The organism is Streptomyces olivochromogenes (assembly GCF_001514115.1).
Classification (GTDB): domain Bacteria; phylum Actinomycetota; class Actinomycetes; order Streptomycetales; family Streptomycetaceae; genus Streptomyces; species Streptomyces olivochromogenes.
Genome location: NZ_KQ948461.1, coordinates 325,967 through 341,522 on the forward strand (window position 1 = coordinate 325,967; position 15,556 = coordinate 341,522).

Below are 15,556 nucleotides of genomic sequence, written 5' to 3' on the forward strand. Positions count from 1 at the left end.
GGATGCCAGTCGGTCGAATGGGGGAGGGCAGGTAATCCGTTCGAGCGTCGCGGTCCGCCACCGGTCCGTGGCGATGGTGGCGGCGGGGCGGCTCCCGCACGATCTCCCGGGGGATTCCTGGAATGTCGTGCTCGAGTGAGGGACGTCTTGTCGACCGATTCCGCGACGGCGGCCGACCATGCCGCCGTTCGTGCAATTCCGCTGGGTGAGGCGCTGGACGTTGCGCCGCTGTCCCGGTTCCATGTCCGTTTCTGGCTGCTGGCGGGACTGGGCATCCTGCTGGACGGCTTCGACTTCTTCATCATCGGGGTGGCCAATCCGCTGGTCGCCAAGGACTTCGCGGTCGGCTCCGCGCTGCAGGGACTGGTCTCGGCTGCCGCGATCGTCGGTGCGATGTTCGGCGCCGCGCTGCTGGGGCCGTTGGGGGACCGGATCGGCCGTAGCCGGATCTTCCGGCTGGACCTGTGGATGTTCGTCGTCTTCTCGGTGCTGTGCACCCTCGCCTGGGACGCCTGGTCGCTGGCGGCGTTCAGATTCGCTCTGGGGCTGGCGGTCGGTCTCGACTATCCCATCGCCGCCGGCTACCTCGCCGAGATCCTGCCGTCCAAGAACCGCGGGCGGTGGTTGGTGGGCGCGTTCAGTCTGCAGGCGGCCGGGATCCTGCTCGGCGCGGTGGTCGGCGTCGTGGTCCTCAACGTACGGCCGGAGGTCGACGCCTGGCGGATCATGCTGGGGTTCGGTGTGCTGCCCGCCCTTCTGATCATCTGGCTGCGGCGCGGGGTGCCGGAGAGTCCGCGCTGGCTGGCCCAGAACGGACGCGAGGAGGAAGCCTGCGAGATCGGTCGGGTACTCACCGGTGTGCCCGTGAAGGTGACCGGTGCCGACCGGGAACGCCAGGAGAGTCCCCCGGAGGGGTTCCGTGCCTTCCTCCAGCCGCAACTGTTCTCCCGGCGGTGGAGGCGGCGCACGATCTTCACCGCGGTGCCCTGGTTCCTGATGGACATCGCCACCTACGGCGTGGGCATCTTCACCCCCACCCTGCTGGCCTCGTTCGCACTGGCCGGTGCCAACAGCACGTTCATCGCCGATGACATCGCCTCCACCAAGGGCACCGCCCTGCTGGACGTCTTCCTGGTCATCGGCTTCTGGCTGGCCATCGTGCTGGTCGACCGGGTGGGCCGGGTACCGCTGCAACTGACCGGATTCGGCGTCATGACCCTCGCGCTGTGCATCCTGGCCGGGAGCGCCCAACTGCCGGGCGGACCGCAGGCCCACCTCTCCATGGTCGTGGTCGGGTTCGCCCTGTTCAACACCTTCATGAACCTGGGCCCCAACTCCACCACCTTCACGCTGCCCGCCGAGGTGTTCCCCTCCGAGATGCGAGCCGCCGGCCACGGCTTCGCCACCGGGTGCGGCAAGTTGGGCGCGGCCCTGGGCACCTTCCTGTTCCCGGTGCTCCTGGCGCGGCTCGGCGAGAGCCTGTTGCTCTACGGCGTGGCGGTCACCAGCGCGCTCGGCTTCCTGGTGACCTACCTCTTCCGTATCGAACCGCGCGGACGGTCGTTGCAGGAGCTTTCGGGACTCGATGCCGCCGCGCTGGCGCCCCGTATCGCCCCTCCGTGACCCGCCGGCGTCACCGGTCGCGCCCAGGCTTGCGAAGCGGACTGGCGGTCCGTATGCTCCGATGCATACGGACTGTCGGTCCGTTTTCATTCGGGTGTCCCGCCGTGGGGACCGTCATCACTGGATACGCGCTTCTCGTGACGAGTGGCCGTACCCCACGGGCTGGGATCGCCGAGTCTTCGAGCAGAACGGAAACCTTGATCATGGCAATGCCGATGACGGCCGCGGAGCTGTACCGCCACGGTCTGCGACTGCTGCTGGAGAAGGACATCCCCGGCTGGGTGGACCTGTGGGACGAGGCCGGCGTCCTCGAGTTCCCCTTCGCGCCCCAGGGCTGGCCGGAGCGGCTGGAGGGGCGGCAGGCCATCGCGGACTACATGCGCCACTACCCCGACCACGTGGACGTCCACGACTTCCCCGACGTGACGATCCACCAGACCACCGTCCCCGAGACGATCGTGGTGGAGATGCGCGGAGTCGGCCGCCTGGTCGAGACCGAGGGCCCCTTCGACATGACCTACATCGCCGTGGTCACGGTCAGGGACGGACGCATCACCTCCTACCGCGACTACTGGAACCCCCTCGCCGTTCAGCAGCCCGGCGCCGCCTTCGTAGGAGCCGACCGATGAACGCCGCCGGCGCCACCTTGGTCATCGGGGCCACCGGCACCACCGGCAGCCGCGTCGCCGCCGGGCTGATCGCCGAGGGCCACCGCGTCAAGGCGGCCGGCCGAAGCGCCACCCCGGTGGAGGGCGCGGAGGCTGTCCGCTTCGACTGGAACGAGCCCGCGACCTTCGGTGAGGCCCTCGACGGCGTCGACGGCGTCTACCTCGTCCCGCCGATCGGCTCCTCGGACCCGGCCTCGGTCATGCTGCCCTTCCTCCGCCGGGCCCGATCGGCCGAGGTGCACCGCGCGGTGCTGCTCAGCTCATCGGCGATCCCCGCGGGCGGTCCTGCGGTGGGACAGATCCACCAGGCCCTGCCCGGCCTGTTCGAGCAGTGGGCGGTGCTGCGGCCGTCCTGGTTCATGCAGAACTTCACCGGCTTCACCCCCCACGCGCGCAGCATCCGTGAGGACGGCGCCATCCTGACGGCCACGGGAGGCGGCCGCGTCGGGTTCGTCGACGCGGAGGACATCGCCGCCGTCGCCGTACGCGCCCTGACCGACGAGCAGGCCCCCGACGCCGACCTGATCCTGACCGGGCCGCAGGCGCTGAGCTACGACGACGTCGCCGCGGTCATCACCGAGGTCACCGGCCGACCCGTCGTGCACCGGCATCTGACGTTCGAGCAGCTGCGCGACCGCTGGGCGGCGGAGATACCGCTGGAGTTCGCCACCATGCTGGCCGGCATGGACCGTGCCATCGCCGACGGCGCGGAGGACCGTACCTCGGACACCGTCCAGCGTCTCACCGGCCACCCTCCGGGCACGTTCCGCACCTTCGCCGAACGGGAGTTGTCATGAAACAGCCGATGTTCCACGACGATCCACCCTTCTGGTTCGAGACCCTTCGCAATCTCGGTCTCGCCGCCTAGGGCGGCTCGGACGTCGGCGAAGTCATCGCCACCGCCTCCCGCGTCACTCCCGGCGACTACGACAGCCGGCACGACGCCTGGCTCTCCATCGCCGAACGTCTGGAGGCCGAGGCGCGCGGCAGCCACCCCGTCAGCGCACGCGACGGACTGCTGCGTGGCTCCGGCTGCTACCGGGCGGCCGAGTTCTTCCCCCATGGCTACCCGGGCGGGCCTTCCGGCCGGACTGGGAGAACGTGGTCGGTCCCGTCCTGGACTTCCTCACCCAGGACCCGGGTGCCGATCCGGCCCGTACCGCGCTGCTCGGCGTCAGTCTCGGCGGCCACCTCGCGCCCCGCGCGGCCGCCTACGAGCCGCGCCTGGCAGCCGTCGTCGCCCTCGACGCTGTCTTCGACGCCGTCTCCGCCCTGACCGCGCACCTTCCGCTGCCGCACGAGGAAGCCGTCCGGCGCGCGGCAGCCGAGCACGACGAGGACATGGACCGCCTGATCGCCGATGCCCGGGCGCAGAGCCCGATGGCTTCTACTCCACCGCCGCGGAATCCGATCCGCGCAAGCTGTACCGGCACCTCACCGCGCCGAAGACGCTTCTCAGCTTCACCGAGAAGGAAGGCGGCGACCCTCACTGTCACCCGGGCGCCCTCCGCCTGGCGGTAGCGCGCGTCTTCGACTGGCTCGACGACACGATCTGACCCGTTGCGCGTCACGCGGAACCCTCGGCTGCCGCCCCTGTGCGCGGGAGGTGCGGCCGGGCGCGAGCCGCCACTCACGCGAACCCACCGCATATCATTCCCGGGGGCCGGGACAGGCCGAAGACCAAGGAGGCCCCGTGGCCCAGCGCACAGAACGCGCGGACGCCCTGCGCAACCGAGAAGCCGTCCTGGCTGCCGCCGACGCCCTCTTCGCGGCCAGCGGCAGCCCCCACAGTGTGTCGATGGACGACATCGCCGCGGCCGCGGGTGTGGGCAAGGGCACCCTCTTCCGCCGCTTCGGCGACCGCGCCGGCCTGATCGGCGCTGTGATCGCCTCCCGCCTCGACCCCCTGCAGCAAGCCGTGCGGGAAGCGCAGGACGCAGCCGGATCCTCACCGCGGCAGCTGGTGCTGGACCTCCTCGACGCCTCACTCCGCTTCAAGATCGAGAACCGGAACCTGATGACGGCCGCGGAGGACGCCGGTCTGAGCAGCCCCTACCAGGCCGAGCACTACGGCTGGTGGCACGAAATCCTGCGTGCCGCACTGGAACGGGTGCCCGGTGTCCACAACGCGGATTTCACCGCCCACGCCCTGCTGGCAGCCATCCGCGCAGACCTCGTGGCGCACCTGATCGACGATCAGAAGATGACGCCCGAAGGACTGCGCTCCTCGCTCGCGGCCTACATCGACAACGTCCTCGGCGGCAGTTCCGGTCCGCCCGGCACACGCAAGGACGCGTGAGCGACTGCTCCCGGGCTGACATGCGGTGAGGCCGGGCGGGCGTCGGTCCGGGCTTGGCGCGGTCTTGTATCAGTGACGCGGCGGCGGCCACCAAGGACATCGCGATGGCCAAGGCGAAGACCACGACCAGGCCGTGGTGGAAGGGGCCGGATATCAGGTGCGGGAAGAACTCCCGTCCGGTCACGGTACGGGCGTCGGCCGGCGACAGCTGCGCGAGCAGGTGGGGGCCGAGCAGTTGTTTGACGGGGTTGTAGCCGAGGAAGGCGGCGAAGAGCGTGCCGACCGGGGGCAGGGCGGCGGCCGCGTGTGCGGGGCCGGGCGGCACGCCCTGGGAGGTCAGCCCGGATGTGAGGGTGTGCGGCAGGGATCCGGCGAGCCCGGCGATCATGAGGGAGAAGAAGACACCTATGGACAGCACCATCCCGGCGTTCTGGAAGGTGGCCCGCATGCCGGAGGCCGCCCCACGGGCCTCGGGCGGCACGTTCGACATGATGATGGAGGTGTTCGGCGCCGCGAACAGACCGCCGCCCAGTCCGTTGAGGAAGACGAGCAAGGCGAAGAGCGGATAGCCGAAGTCCGTCGGCAGCACCAGTAGCCCGGCGAACGAGGCCGCCATCACGATGAACCCGGAGACGGCGAACGGCCGCGCCCCGAACCGGTCCGACAGATACCCGGCGACCGGCCCGGCGATCAGGAACCCGATGGTCAGCGGGACGAGGTAGATACCCGCCCACAGCGGGGTGTTGGCGTAGTCGTACCCGTGCAGCGGCAGCCAGATCCCCTGCAGCCAGATGATCAGCATGAACTGGAGGCCGCCGCGGGCGATGGAGCCGAGCAGCGTGGCCGCGTTGCCGCCCGCGAAGGCGGCGTTGCGGAAGAGCCGCAGCGGGAACATCGGGTCGTCCGACCGGGTTTCGACCAGCCAGAAGACGGCGAGCACGGCGACCCCGCCGGTCAGCCCGGCGAGCACCCAGGGATTCGTCCAGCCCATGGTGTGTCCGCCGTACGGCTGAATCCCGTAGGTGATCGCGGCGAGCAGGGCCGTCAGCCCGACGGCGAAGGTGACGTTGCCCCACCAGTCGATGCGGGCGGGCCTGCGTATGCCGGCTTCGTGCAGGGAGCGGTAGGCCCAGACCGTGCCGGCGAGCCCGATGGGCACGTTGACCCAGAAGACCGACCGCCAGTCCCACTCCGCCAGCAGCCCGCCGAGCACCAGCCCGACGAACGAGCCCGCGATACCGGCGACCATGTTGACGCCGAGCGCCATGCCGCGTTGCCGGGCCGGGAAGGCGTCGGTGATGATCGCGGCGGAGTTGGCCATGAGCATCGCGCCGCCGATTGCCTGGACCACCCGCCAGCCGATCAGCCAGAGGGCACCGGGGCCACCGTGGAGCGGGTCCAGGGAGAGCACCACCGAGGTGACGGTGAAGATCAGGAAGCCTGCGTTGTAGATCCGTACGCGGCCCCAGATGTCGCCGAGGCGGCCGAGGGTGACCACCAGCACAGCCATGATGAGCATGTAACCCATCAGCATCCACAGGAGATAGCTGACGTTGCCGGGCTGGAGCGGTTCCAGATGGATGCCGTTGAAGATGGCGGGCAGCGAGATCAGCACGATCGAGGCGTTGACCGTCGCGATGAGCGTGCCGAGGGTGGTGTTGGACAGTGCCACCCACTTGTAGCGCGGATGGTCCACCGCGATGTGGCGGGTGTGTCTCGGCGGGGGCTGCCGGACTCGGCCCACGTCGTCCCGGGCGAGCGTCAAGTGCCGCCCCTTCTTCGGCATGGACTGCTTCACGGCTCACCTCGGCTCGTCATGACGAAGCCGCCATGTGACATCCGCGCCCGGAGGGTCGGTGCCGTGCACCTGGATATGTCCGCGTGGCGATGACCAGGCCGTCGAAGTCGATCCGCTCGCCGCCGGCCAGTACGACCTGTCGGTCGGTCATGTCCAGGGCCACGGCGGTGTGGGTGAGCATCAGGGTGAGGCCTGGCGCTGCCGGCGCGTTCCGGTCGCGCAGGAAGACGCGTTCCGGTGGCCAGGCGCCGGAGAGAACCTGCTTGGACAGTGGCGGCCGGTCGTACGGGATGTGGGGCTCGTCCCCGATGAGGGTCAGCGCGCCGTCGTAGCCCCGGTGGCGCAGGAATTCGGCCGCGGACAGTCCGGCGGCCGAGGCCCCGACGATGGCAATGCTGGGGAGCGTCATGACGGTGCCATCACGCCGGAGGGCTGGTCCGCTCACGGCGGGGCCGCACGCTGGCGATGAACATCGGAATGCCTCCTCTGGTTTTCCCCAAGGGCGGCTGGTCGGGCCGCCCCTTCTGGGTCCGGCAGCGGCGGGAAACGGGCCCGGGTCAGGATTCCGTGACGGTGATGGCCCACGACGGGCAGCTCGCGGCGGCCTCGCGGGCGGCCTCGCGCAGCTCGGGCGGTGGAACATCGGTGCGCAGAATGACGATGCCGTCTTCTTCGCGCTGGTCGAACACCTCCGGCACGGCGAGCACGCACATCCCTGACGCGATGCATTTGTCCTGGTCGACGCTGATGCGCATGACGACCTCCTGGGTGCGGTCCGGTGATTCGGTGGGCCGGTCGTTCGAAGAGGGCCTCACCAGGTCACGGGGAGTTTGTAGACGCCGTAGACCAGTCCGTCGCTCTTGAACGGCAGCTGATCGAGGTCCACGGCGAGGCGCAGGGTGGGGATGCGCCGGTAGAGGGTGGCGTAGACGACCTGGAGTTCCACTCTGGCCAGTGGCTGTCCGAGGCACTGGTGCACTCCGAAGCCGAAGGCGAGGTGTTGGCGGGTCCCGCGGTCGATGTCCAGCCGATCGGGATCGGGGAAGACCGACGTGTCCCGGTTGGCCGCGTCGTTGGCCAGGATCACGCCGTCACCGGCGCGGATGACCACGTCCCCGAAGTCGATGTCGGCCAGTGCCACCCGGCGCCGTCCGGTGTGGACGATGGACAGGTAGCGCAGCAGCTCTTCGACCGCGCTGGCGATCAGGCCGGGGTCGCCGGTTTCGCGGAGCGCCGCAAGCTGGTCGGGGTGCTGCAGCAGCGCCAGCGTGCCCAGCGCGATCATGTTCGCGGTTGTTTCATGCCCGGCTGTCAGCAACAGCGTGCCCATGGCCGCCGCGACGCGCGTGGAGATCTCGCCGGTGGCCACCTGCTCGACGGCCAGCTTGGAGAGCAGGTCGTCGCCGGGGTGCGCGAGCTTCTCGGTGACCAGTGATTCCAGATAGTGCACCAGCTTGTCGATGGCTTCTCCGGCCGCCTTCGGTGATGTGTCGCGCTTGACCAGGATCCGGCTGTTGCTCTGGAAGAAGCCGTGGTCGGCATAGGGCACGCCGAGCAGTTCACAGATCACACGTGAGGGCACCGGGAGGGCGAACTCCTCGACGAGGTCCACCGGCTTGGGTGCTGTCAGCATCGCGTCGATCAACTCGTCCACGATCCGCTGGATCGCCGGCCGCAGGGCCTCGACCCGTTTGATGGCGAACCGGGCGGTCACCATGCGGCGCAGCCGGGCGTGGTCGGGGTCGTCCATGTTGATGAAGGTCGGCGCCCGCTTCCTGCGTTCGAGCGCGCCGGCGCTGACGTGCGGGTAGCCGGGGTGCGTGTTGTCGGAGCTGATGCAGGGGTCGGACAGCAGAGCACGCTCGTCGTCGTAGCGGGTCACCAGCCATGGAGTGCTGCCGTCCCAGAGCCGGACCCGGCTGATCCGGCCTTCGGTCTGCAGCGCTCGCAGAGCCGGAGGTGGGTCGAAGGGGCAGCCGGACGCCCGGGCCATCGGGTACTCGGGTATCCCGGCCGGGGCGGTGGCCGTGGGCGAGGGGGCCGCTGGGTGGGTCATGGGTGACACCTCCTCGGGTTGCTCGCCGAACGAGTGTTCAGTAAGTTGCCAAACACATGTTAGTCGATTCCGGCAATACGGGCAAAAGGCTCTTTTCCTGCTCTTTGAAACGCTTGCGGTGCCCGGACTCCCGGCCCGCCGGAGACCTCAACTGCCGTCGAACACCAGCGACAGCAGTTCGTCCACGAGTTCCAATACCAGGGCCTCGGCGTCCTTGCGTGGGTGGCGGGTGTGCGACAGCGCCACGGTCCCGTGCGCGCCGACGAGCAGCATGATGGCCGCCCGCTCGGTCGGCAGTCGCAATCGCGCCCCCGCCTGTTCGCAGGCGGTCAGGGAGGCGGTCAGTTCGCCGATCACCCTCCAGAGCGGAGCTCGGCCTCCCTTGGCGAAACGCACCCCGAACATCACGCGGTAGTGGCCCGGGTTGGCCATCGTGTAGCGACAGAACGCGTGCAACTGTGCCCGTAGCCGACCAAGCGGATCGGTTGTCGCCACGGCGTCCTGAGCCTGGCGCATGAGGTCGATCAGCTGGTCGTACTCGTGGTCGAGCACCGCGTCGATCAGCTCGGATTTGTCATGGAAATGCCCATAGATGCTGGCCGGTGCGATGCCGACCTCCCGGGCGACACCTCGCAGCGTGAAGCCGTCCTCGGTGCCGAGCTCGCCGAGTAGCCGACTGGCGCCCTCCAGGATCTCGGCGCGCAGCCGCTCGCCGCGCCCCCAGGGATTGCGCGCCCTCCCGCGACCGGCACCGGCGGGGGACTTCGCGACCTTGCCGGCATCTTCCCCGGCCATGAGGGCACCCTCTCTCGACTTCCCCACAGTCACCCATATTGCATCAAATCGTGGTGAAGCGTGGTGAGTGGGCGGCCGGGGCCGGGCCCTGTGACTTGCTCGTGTCCAGCGTGCAGAACACGAGGCGACTCGCGGGGGTTCAACCAATGGGCCGCTCAGCGTCTTGAACATCGTCCGGAGCCACGGCTGAACGCCGCGATCCCGGGCGCCGGGGCAGGCCGGGATCGGAGGCCTGAGCGGGAGCGGCCGGTCCGCTCGGTGCTGCCAGGACGGTGATCAGGGCGAGCCGCAGGATGAGCGGCAGGCCGCCGAGGACGACGTCGTCGGAAGTCGGGCGCGACAGGCTGGAGTTGGCGGCCTCCGCATGGAGTGGGGTCAGCGGGGGAGAGCGGGTGGTGAGCGGGGCCCGTCGCGAGGGGGAGCAGGCCATCGAGATTGCCGCTATATCCCGGATCGATGGATTGCTTTCTTCGTCGGAGAACTGGCGGCAGACGTGGGCGTCAACAAGCCCGTCCAGCCGCGCCCGGCGACAGACCGCCGCCACCCTGCGAACCGTGTCATTTCGGCGAGCGCTCCTGCGCTCGTCGCCGTGCGAGGCGCGACGTCAGTTCGCGGCCTCGGTCAAAAGGGCGCGCGCCTTGCGTTCGACCAGGACCGGAACGAAATCGCGCACGGGCCGCTCACTGAAGGCGGCGTGTGCCGTGGCTACAGCCGCTTCGACCTGCTCGGGCGTGCACGTCTCGTCGTAGGCACTCGTGAGACGTTCGACGACTCCGCGGATGGCGTCTTCCTCGCGCGTCTCGACAGCCATGACGTCCCCTGCCCGAAAGATGTGCTCCTCAGCTTCCGCTGGAATCGTCACGCGGAAGCGCCATGTCCTGGTGATCATTGCACTTGGCCGGCGGCGTATCGCGGGAAACCGGCCACGTCTGATGGGCCTGAAGAGCGACGCTCACCAGGGCCGGCAGCAGGTCCATGTCTGTCTCGACTTCGCGGCGTATCGTCACCCAACGCGAGCCGGGCACCGAACGGATCGCGGTTGCGCCCCTGAGGTGGTCTTCGAAACGCTTGATGGCACGGGCGGTGAGGTGCAGGTCAACGTCCTGGTCCGTAGGGAAGTGGACGATCTCGTCCTGGACCGAGCGCAGCGCCCGCCCCGTGCCACAGCTTGACGGTGTCTCGGCGAGGTCCGGCCAACTCGCCAGTTGCGCCATGGCACGCAAGGCCACCGTCATGTACCCGTTACGCCCAGCTCGCCACGAAGTCACCATGACTTGGGGAAGCCGTAACCGAGGCGTACTGCCCGAATGTCCGGATACCGGATCGCAGGCAGACGGGCTTCTGCGGCGCCGTCGGCCCCCGGAGTCCGCCGTGGGTGACGTGTCGTCACTGGTGCGGCATGTTGCGGCGGGTTGTGACGGCGTAGGTCAGAGCCCGCTTTCGAGGTCGATGAGGACGGCCGTAGCCGGTGAGTGTGCGCCCTCTTCGAGGAAGACGAGCCGGGAGTCGCGGATCGCGTCCTTGTAGGCCTCGGCGACGTTCGAGCGGACCACCACGTCGCGCCGACCCCACAGGATCGATGTCCGCTTCTGGATCCCGCCGGCACGGGCGTTGAGGTAGTAGACCCGGCCGGTACGGATCGCGCGGACCATGGCGTTGGTGTGCCCGCCGTCCCCGCCCTCGCAGTGGACGATGGATCAGTCGGGGAACATCTCCGGTCTCACGCCCCGAGCCACGAGGCGGTCAGAGCCAGTACGGCCGAGCCGTCGGCGTCGGCCAGCTTGACCGCGGTGAAGCCGGCCGCGGACTCGGAGCTCTGGTAGCGGAACCGGGGCTCGGCCGCGGTCAGCGCGCCCACGACGGTCTCCGCGCACTCCCGGGCCGACTGCGCCGCGGAGAACGCCTGCTGGGTGCGGGCCAGATAGCCGTTGATCACCGGCTGGTAGTCCCCGGCTCCGGCGACCAGGGCCTCGACATCCCGGTCGGCCCGCACGTTCGCGACGAACTCGGTGGCCACCGCGCCGGGCTCGATCACGCTCACCGCGACACCGAGCTTGCCGACGACCGGGGCGAGACTCTCCATCCAGCCCTCGACCGCGAACTTGGCCGCGCAGTAAGCCTCGTTGAACGGCTGGCCGACCACACCTCCGACGCTGGTGACCGTGATCAGGCGCCCTTGGGCAGCGCGCAGGTGTGGCAGCGCGGCCTTGGTGACCTGGACGACTCCGAAGAAGTTGACCTCCATGACGTCGCGGACGTCGTCGACACTCTCCAGCTCGATGGTGCCGAGGTGTCCGGCCCCGGCGTTGTTGATCAGCGCGTCCAGCCGTCCGTGGTCGGCGATCACACCGTCGACGCAGGCCCTGACCGAGTCCGGATCCGTCACGTCGAGCTGTCGGACGTCGGCGTCGGGCAGCCGCTCGAGCAGCGCTGCGGCCTTGTCGGTGTTACGCATGGTCGCGACGACCTCGTAGCCCGCCTTTGCGGCGAGTACGGCGGTTTCCAGACCGATGCCGGTCGACGTGCCGGTGACGAGGGCGATCTTCATGACGAACCTCCATGGTTGCGTGTACACACACATACTAGGGTTGTGTGTGCGTGCACGCAAATTGGTAGACTCGCCTGGTGACGGACATCAAGCTCAAGCAGGCGGAACTGCCTGTCGAGGACCAGGCGTACTACCGCCTCGTAGGGGTGAGCACTGCCCTCACCTCACGCGCGAGCGCCCGACTGGAGGAGGACTTCCGCCTGCCGGCCTCCTGGTTCGAGGTACTGCTCTGGCTCTACCACCAGGACGGACCGCTGTCGGCCACCGATCTCGGCTCCTGTGCGTTGATCAGCCGCAGCCAGGTCTCCCGGGTGATCGACGCTCTCCAGGCCCGCGAACTGGTCACCCGCGCCCCCTCGGCCACCGACGCCAGGTCCGTCGAGGTGACCATCACACCGCGGGGCCGCGACCTCTTCGAGCGTGCCGACGTCGCCCGCCGCGAAACCCTGTCTCCTGTCCTGGCGGACAGGCTGGACCCGGCCGAACTCGAAGAACTGGCCCGCATTCTCCTCAAGCTCAAGGGCTGACGGCGGTATCGGCCGACGCCGCCCCGGTGCGTGTCTGAGGGCGCACCGGGACCGGACCGCCGGACAACGCCGGTTGAAACCGAAACGCCGGTTCAAACCGAGCGGTCAACGCCGACCAGCGCCGGGGCGAGCCGCTCCAGCTGGTCCACGCCCTCCGAGAAGTCGGTGCCGACCTGCGACAGCAGCGTCACGTGATCCGCGCCGGCGGCCAGGTGCTCGCGCACCTTGGCCGCGATCGCGGCCGGATCGCCGTGGCTGATGATCGCGTCCACCAGCCGGTCACTCACCTCGGCGATCTCCTGGTCCGAGTAGCCCAGCCGGGCCAGGCCGGCGGCGTACGACGGCTGGCCGAGGCCGGCCGACACCCGCTCCCGCGCGATCGCCCGCGCCCGGTCGCGGTCGCTGTCGGGGACCACGCCGTCTCGTGACCGCGTTCCGCCGATACGCCGAAGCCCACCTCACCCCTTCCGGCCCGGGGAGCCCTGAGGGTGGCCCTCCCGCGTGATCCGCGGAATGACTCCGTGGCGCGGCTGGAGAATGGCTGACGGCTGGTGAATGGCTACTGGCGAACGGTCAGAGGATGAGCACGATCGCGGCGCCTATCCCGCCCAGGAACAGAGCGCAGGCCGCTTCGGCCCAGCCTCCCTTGCCCCACGGGAAAAGACGGTCGACGGCCAGTTTTCCCGGACCGATGGCCGCGACGGCGAGTGCGGTGACAGTGATACACACGCTGTACTCCACACCGCCTTGGGTGTCCCACAGTCCATGCGCCCCGCTCACGGTCGCCATGGCATTGATCATCACGCCGATCACGGCAGCCGCCGCCAGCGGTGTGAACAGCCCCAGAGCGAAGCCGATGCCGCCCAGGAATTCGGAGCCGCCGCCTATGGCGGCGTAGACCTTTCCGGGACGGTATCCCAGCGCGGCGAATTCTTTTCCCGTAGTGGTGAGGCCTTCGCCACCGAATATGCCGAAGAGCTTCTGGGCACCGTGTGCTGCCATGAGCAAGCCGAACGTAAGCCTGATGAGAAGCAGACCGCAGTCACCGGCGGAGACCGCTGCCCGCGCGGGGGCGTCGACTGTCGGAGCGGTGGGAGAACGCAGTCGCTGCGTTATGTAATTCACGGAGTGCTCTTCTCTGCAACGCGCTCCGGGACGGTACCGGCTGACCATCCAGGAACTCGCAGAGCTGGTGGTCCGGTCGCCATGGCGCGTTGAAGACCTTCAAGAACTTCAGGACGCCATGCATGGAGGGCCATAACGCTCCCGCACGCGGCCGGAAGGGAAGTTCTCGCGTCGGATCGCGTCAGGCCACCGGTCGTTCTCTCGTGCAGCGACACGGCCGCACTCTCCCATCCTTACTCCATTCCCTTCCTCGTGGTCGAGCGTTCGACGGGGAAGGCGTGTGAGCACTACAGGCGGAATACGAATCGCGACTCACGGTCCGCTGGGAGCCTGGGCGATGTCCACCACGACCTTGCCTGCCGCGGTGCCCTGTTCGACCGCCGCGTATGCGTCGGCGACGGAGTCGAGGGTGAAGGCGCGTGGGTCGAGCCGTGGCTTGAGGGAGCCCGCGTCGGCGAGGGTGGTGGCCTCGCGCATGATCTCGCCGTGGTGCGCGCGGTGGCTGCCGGTGAGCATGGGCAGGAGGGTGAACACGCCGGAGTAGGTGGCGCCCCGGAAGGAGAGGGGAGCGAGGGCGTGGGTGCCCCAGCCGAGTGCGCTGACGACGTGGCCTGTGTATGTGCGCACGGCGGTGAAGGAGGCGTCGAGTACGGGACCGCCGACGGTGTCGAAGACGATGTCGAAGCCCTCGCCGCCGGTGTGTTCGCCGACGTACTCCGCCACGGACATCGCGGTGCGGTCGATGGGCGTGGCGCCGAGGCGCGCGACCGTCTCGGCGTGGGCGGGGGATGTGGTGGCGTAGACGTCGGCACCGTGGGCGCGGGCGATCTGGATGGCCACGTGTCCGATGCCACCGGCTCCGCCGTGGATGAGGACCTTGTGTCCGGGACGGACTCGGGCGCGGTCGATCAGGCCCTCCCACGCGGTGATGAAGACCAGTGGCAGTGCGGCGGCTTCGCGCAGGGTCAGGGCGGCGGGTTTGACGGCCAGCAACCGGGCGTCGACCGCCGCGTACTGGGCGAGGGAGCCTTGGAGGTCGCCGACCCCGCCGGTGAGTCCGTAGACCTCGTCGCCGACTTCGAATCCGGTGACGTCGCTACCGACTTGCTCGACCACACCGGCGAGGTCGAGACCGAGTACGGCGGGCAGGACGGTCCGGGCGTGTGCGGCCTTCCCCGCCCGGATCTTGAGGTCGAGCGGGTTCACTCCGCTGGCCACGATCCTCACCAGGACCTCGCCCGGGTCGGGGGCGGGCCGGGGGAGGTCTTTGAGTACCAGGGGTGCCCCGAACTGTTCGAGGATCGCTGCGCGCATGGCCCTGCCTTCCTTGCTGGAAGTCGTTCGTGAGTACGGAGTCGGAGGCGTGGGGCGTCTCGCGGTCATGGGTGTGCCTGGTGGCCTGTTACGGGAGGTCGTCGGCCGTGTCGCGACGGGTGTGCTCGTCGAGGAGGCGCCGGGCCGCGGATCTGGCCTGATCCACCACCGTGCGGTCCTGGAGCAGCCGTCCGGACGCGAGGGCGCCGTCTATGAGGAGGCCGAGGTGGTGGGCGAGGGAGTCGGGGTCGGTGGCGCCCGCCTCGGTGCTGAGCTGTGTCAGCCAGGTGTGACGGCGTTCGGTGTGCTGCACGGTGATGGCCCGGGCCTCGGAGTCGAGCGCGGTCTCGACGGCGGCACTGACGAAAGGGCAGCCGAAGAAGCCGTGCCGGTCGAAGGCATCCGTCAGCGCGTCGAAGAGCCCGGTGATCCGGGCCGCCGCGTCGTCGCCCGCCCGCTCGGCGGCCGCCTCGAGTTGGGCGCGCCAGGATATGTCGGTTCTGCGCAGGTAGGCCGCGACCAGCTCGTCCTTGGTGCGGAAGTGGACGTAGAGCGTGGATTTAGCCACCCCTGAGGCGGCGATCACCTGGTCCACGCCGACGCCCCGCAGGCCGTTCGCGTAGAACAGGTCGGCCGCCGTGTCCAGGATCTTCTCGACCGTGTTCGTCCTTCTCGTGCGCGTCGCCATGTGCGGGCACCTCCTTAATCGAACAGACTAGTCCGTTCGATTAAGGGGGCAAAGCCGGCCGCCGAGATCGACACTCATGCGCGCCGAGCGTTTCGGACCGCCGTTCCACCGTCCC

General features: G+C 69.2%; 18 protein-coding genes and 1 pseudogene. 6 read left to right on the plus strand and 13 right to left on the minus strand.

Features of this window, described 5'->3' with window-relative positions:
* Positions 1-147: 147 nt before the first annotated feature.
* The 5 genes and pseudogenes from AQJ27_RS28970 to AQJ27_RS60210 all read left to right on the plus strand — a co-directional run.
* On the plus strand, positions 148-1,623 hold the full coding sequence (locus AQJ27_RS28970; protein ID WP_159064413.1) for an MFS transporter: 1,476 nt from the start codon (positions 148-150) through the stop codon (positions 1,621-1,623).
* Between the two features lie 203 nt (positions 1,624-1,826).
* Positions 1,827-2,252, plus strand: coding sequence for a nuclear transport factor 2 family protein (locus AQJ27_RS28975; RefSeq protein ID WP_067374990.1), 426 nt, complete (start codon positions 1,827-1,829; stop codon positions 2,250-2,252).
* A complete protein-coding gene (locus AQJ27_RS28980) occupies positions 2,249-3,088 on the plus strand; it encodes an NmrA family NAD(P)-binding protein (protein ID WP_067374992.1) in 840 nt (279 codons plus the stop codon). Before AQJ27_RS28975 ends, AQJ27_RS28980 begins: the two co-directional genes overlap by 4 nt.
* Before the next feature lie 304 nt (positions 3,089-3,392).
* Positions 3,393-3,812 carry an alpha/beta hydrolase family protein gene (locus tag AQJ27_RS58890; protein WP_067374994.1) on the plus strand — a complete coding sequence of 140 codons (420 nt, stop codon included), beginning with the start codon at positions 3,393-3,395 and terminating at the stop codon, positions 3,810-3,812.
* A 172-nt stretch (positions 3,813-3,984) separates the two neighbouring features.
* Positions 3,985-4,164, plus strand: a pseudogene (locus AQJ27_RS60210) (helix-turn-helix domain-containing protein); the annotation flags it as partial.
* A gap of 262 nt (positions 4,165-4,426) precedes the next feature.
* Here the strand turns inward: AQJ27_RS60210 and AQJ27_RS28995 are convergent.
* The 9 genes from AQJ27_RS28995 to AQJ27_RS29035 all read right to left on the minus strand — a co-directional run bounded on the left by AQJ27_RS28995 (position 4,427) and on the right by AQJ27_RS29035 (position 11,787).
* Complete coding sequence (locus tag AQJ27_RS28995) at positions 4,427-6,376, minus strand: MFS transporter (protein ID WP_425275233.1); 1,950 nt, start codon at positions 6,374-6,376, stop codon at positions 4,427-4,429.
* Between the two features lie 28 nt (positions 6,377-6,404).
* A complete protein-coding gene (locus AQJ27_RS29000) occupies positions 6,405-6,797 on the minus strand; it encodes an FAD-dependent oxidoreductase (RefSeq protein WP_067374997.1) in 393 nt (130 codons plus the stop codon).
* Between the two features lie 148 nt (positions 6,798-6,945).
* On the minus strand, positions 6,946-7,143 hold the full coding sequence (locus AQJ27_RS29005) for a ferredoxin (RefSeq protein WP_067374999.1): 198 nt from the start codon (positions 7,141-7,143) through the stop codon (positions 6,946-6,948).
* 56 nt (positions 7,144-7,199) lie between these two features.
* Positions 7,200-8,444, minus strand: a complete 1,245-nt coding sequence (locus AQJ27_RS29010; protein ID WP_067375002.1) for a cytochrome P450 — start codon at positions 8,442-8,444, stop codon at positions 7,200-7,202.
* Positions 8,445-8,591: 147 nt separating this feature from the next.
* Entirely contained in the window at positions 8,592-9,239 is a 648-nt protein-coding gene (locus AQJ27_RS29015) for a TetR/AcrR family transcriptional regulator (RefSeq protein ID WP_096240211.1), read from the minus strand.
* 604 nt (positions 9,240-9,843) lie between these two features.
* A complete protein-coding gene (locus AQJ27_RS29020) occupies positions 9,844-10,050 on the minus strand; it encodes a three-helix bundle dimerization domain-containing protein (RefSeq protein ID WP_067375004.1) in 207 nt (68 codons plus the stop codon).
* Between the two features lie 28 nt (positions 10,051-10,078).
* Positions 10,079-10,474 (minus strand): luciferase domain-containing protein, encoded by a 396-nt coding sequence (locus tag AQJ27_RS29025; RefSeq protein WP_067375005.1) that lies wholly within the window; start codon positions 10,472-10,474, stop codon positions 10,079-10,081.
* 192 nt (positions 10,475-10,666) lie between these two features.
* Complete coding sequence (locus tag AQJ27_RS29030; protein ID WP_067375007.1) at positions 10,667-10,891, minus strand: alpha/beta fold hydrolase; 225 nt, start codon at positions 10,889-10,891, stop codon at positions 10,667-10,669.
* Between the two features lie 68 nt (positions 10,892-10,959).
* Complete coding sequence (locus AQJ27_RS29035; protein WP_067375009.1) at positions 10,960-11,787, minus strand: SDR family oxidoreductase; 828 nt, start codon at positions 11,785-11,787, stop codon at positions 10,960-10,962.
* Positions 11,788-11,864: 77 nt separating this feature from the next.
* Between AQJ27_RS29035 and AQJ27_RS29040 the strand changes: the two genes are divergently transcribed.
* The gene (locus tag AQJ27_RS29040; RefSeq protein ID WP_067375011.1) at positions 11,865-12,314 is read left to right on the plus strand and encodes a MarR family winged helix-turn-helix transcriptional regulator; all 450 of its coding nucleotides are present in this window, start codon (positions 11,865-11,867) and stop codon (positions 12,312-12,314) included.
* Positions 12,315-12,406: 92 nt separating this feature from the next.
* Here AQJ27_RS29040 and AQJ27_RS29045 read toward each other — a convergent pair whose 3' ends face one another.
* From AQJ27_RS29045 to AQJ27_RS29060, 4 genes are all read right to left on the minus strand, one after another.
* Positions 12,407-12,730 (minus strand): LLM class oxidoreductase, encoded by a 324-nt coding sequence (locus AQJ27_RS29045; protein WP_067375013.1) that lies wholly within the window; start codon positions 12,728-12,730, stop codon positions 12,407-12,409.
* Positions 12,731-12,887: 157 nt separating this feature from the next.
* Positions 12,888-13,487, minus strand: a complete 600-nt coding sequence (locus AQJ27_RS29050; protein ID WP_079065327.1) for a DoxX family protein — start codon at positions 13,485-13,487, stop codon at positions 12,888-12,890.
* Positions 13,488-13,751: 264 nt separating this feature from the next.
* Positions 13,752-14,753, minus strand: a complete 1,002-nt coding sequence (locus AQJ27_RS29055) for a zinc-dependent alcohol dehydrogenase family protein (RefSeq protein ID WP_067375015.1) — start codon at positions 14,751-14,753, stop codon at positions 13,752-13,754.
* Positions 14,754-14,841: 88 nt separating this feature from the next.
* Positions 14,842-15,441: a TetR/AcrR family transcriptional regulator gene (locus tag AQJ27_RS29060; protein ID WP_067375017.1), complete on the minus strand. Its 600-nt coding sequence runs from the start codon at positions 15,439-15,441 to the stop codon at positions 14,842-14,844.
* Positions 15,442-15,556: the final 115 nt, after the last annotated feature.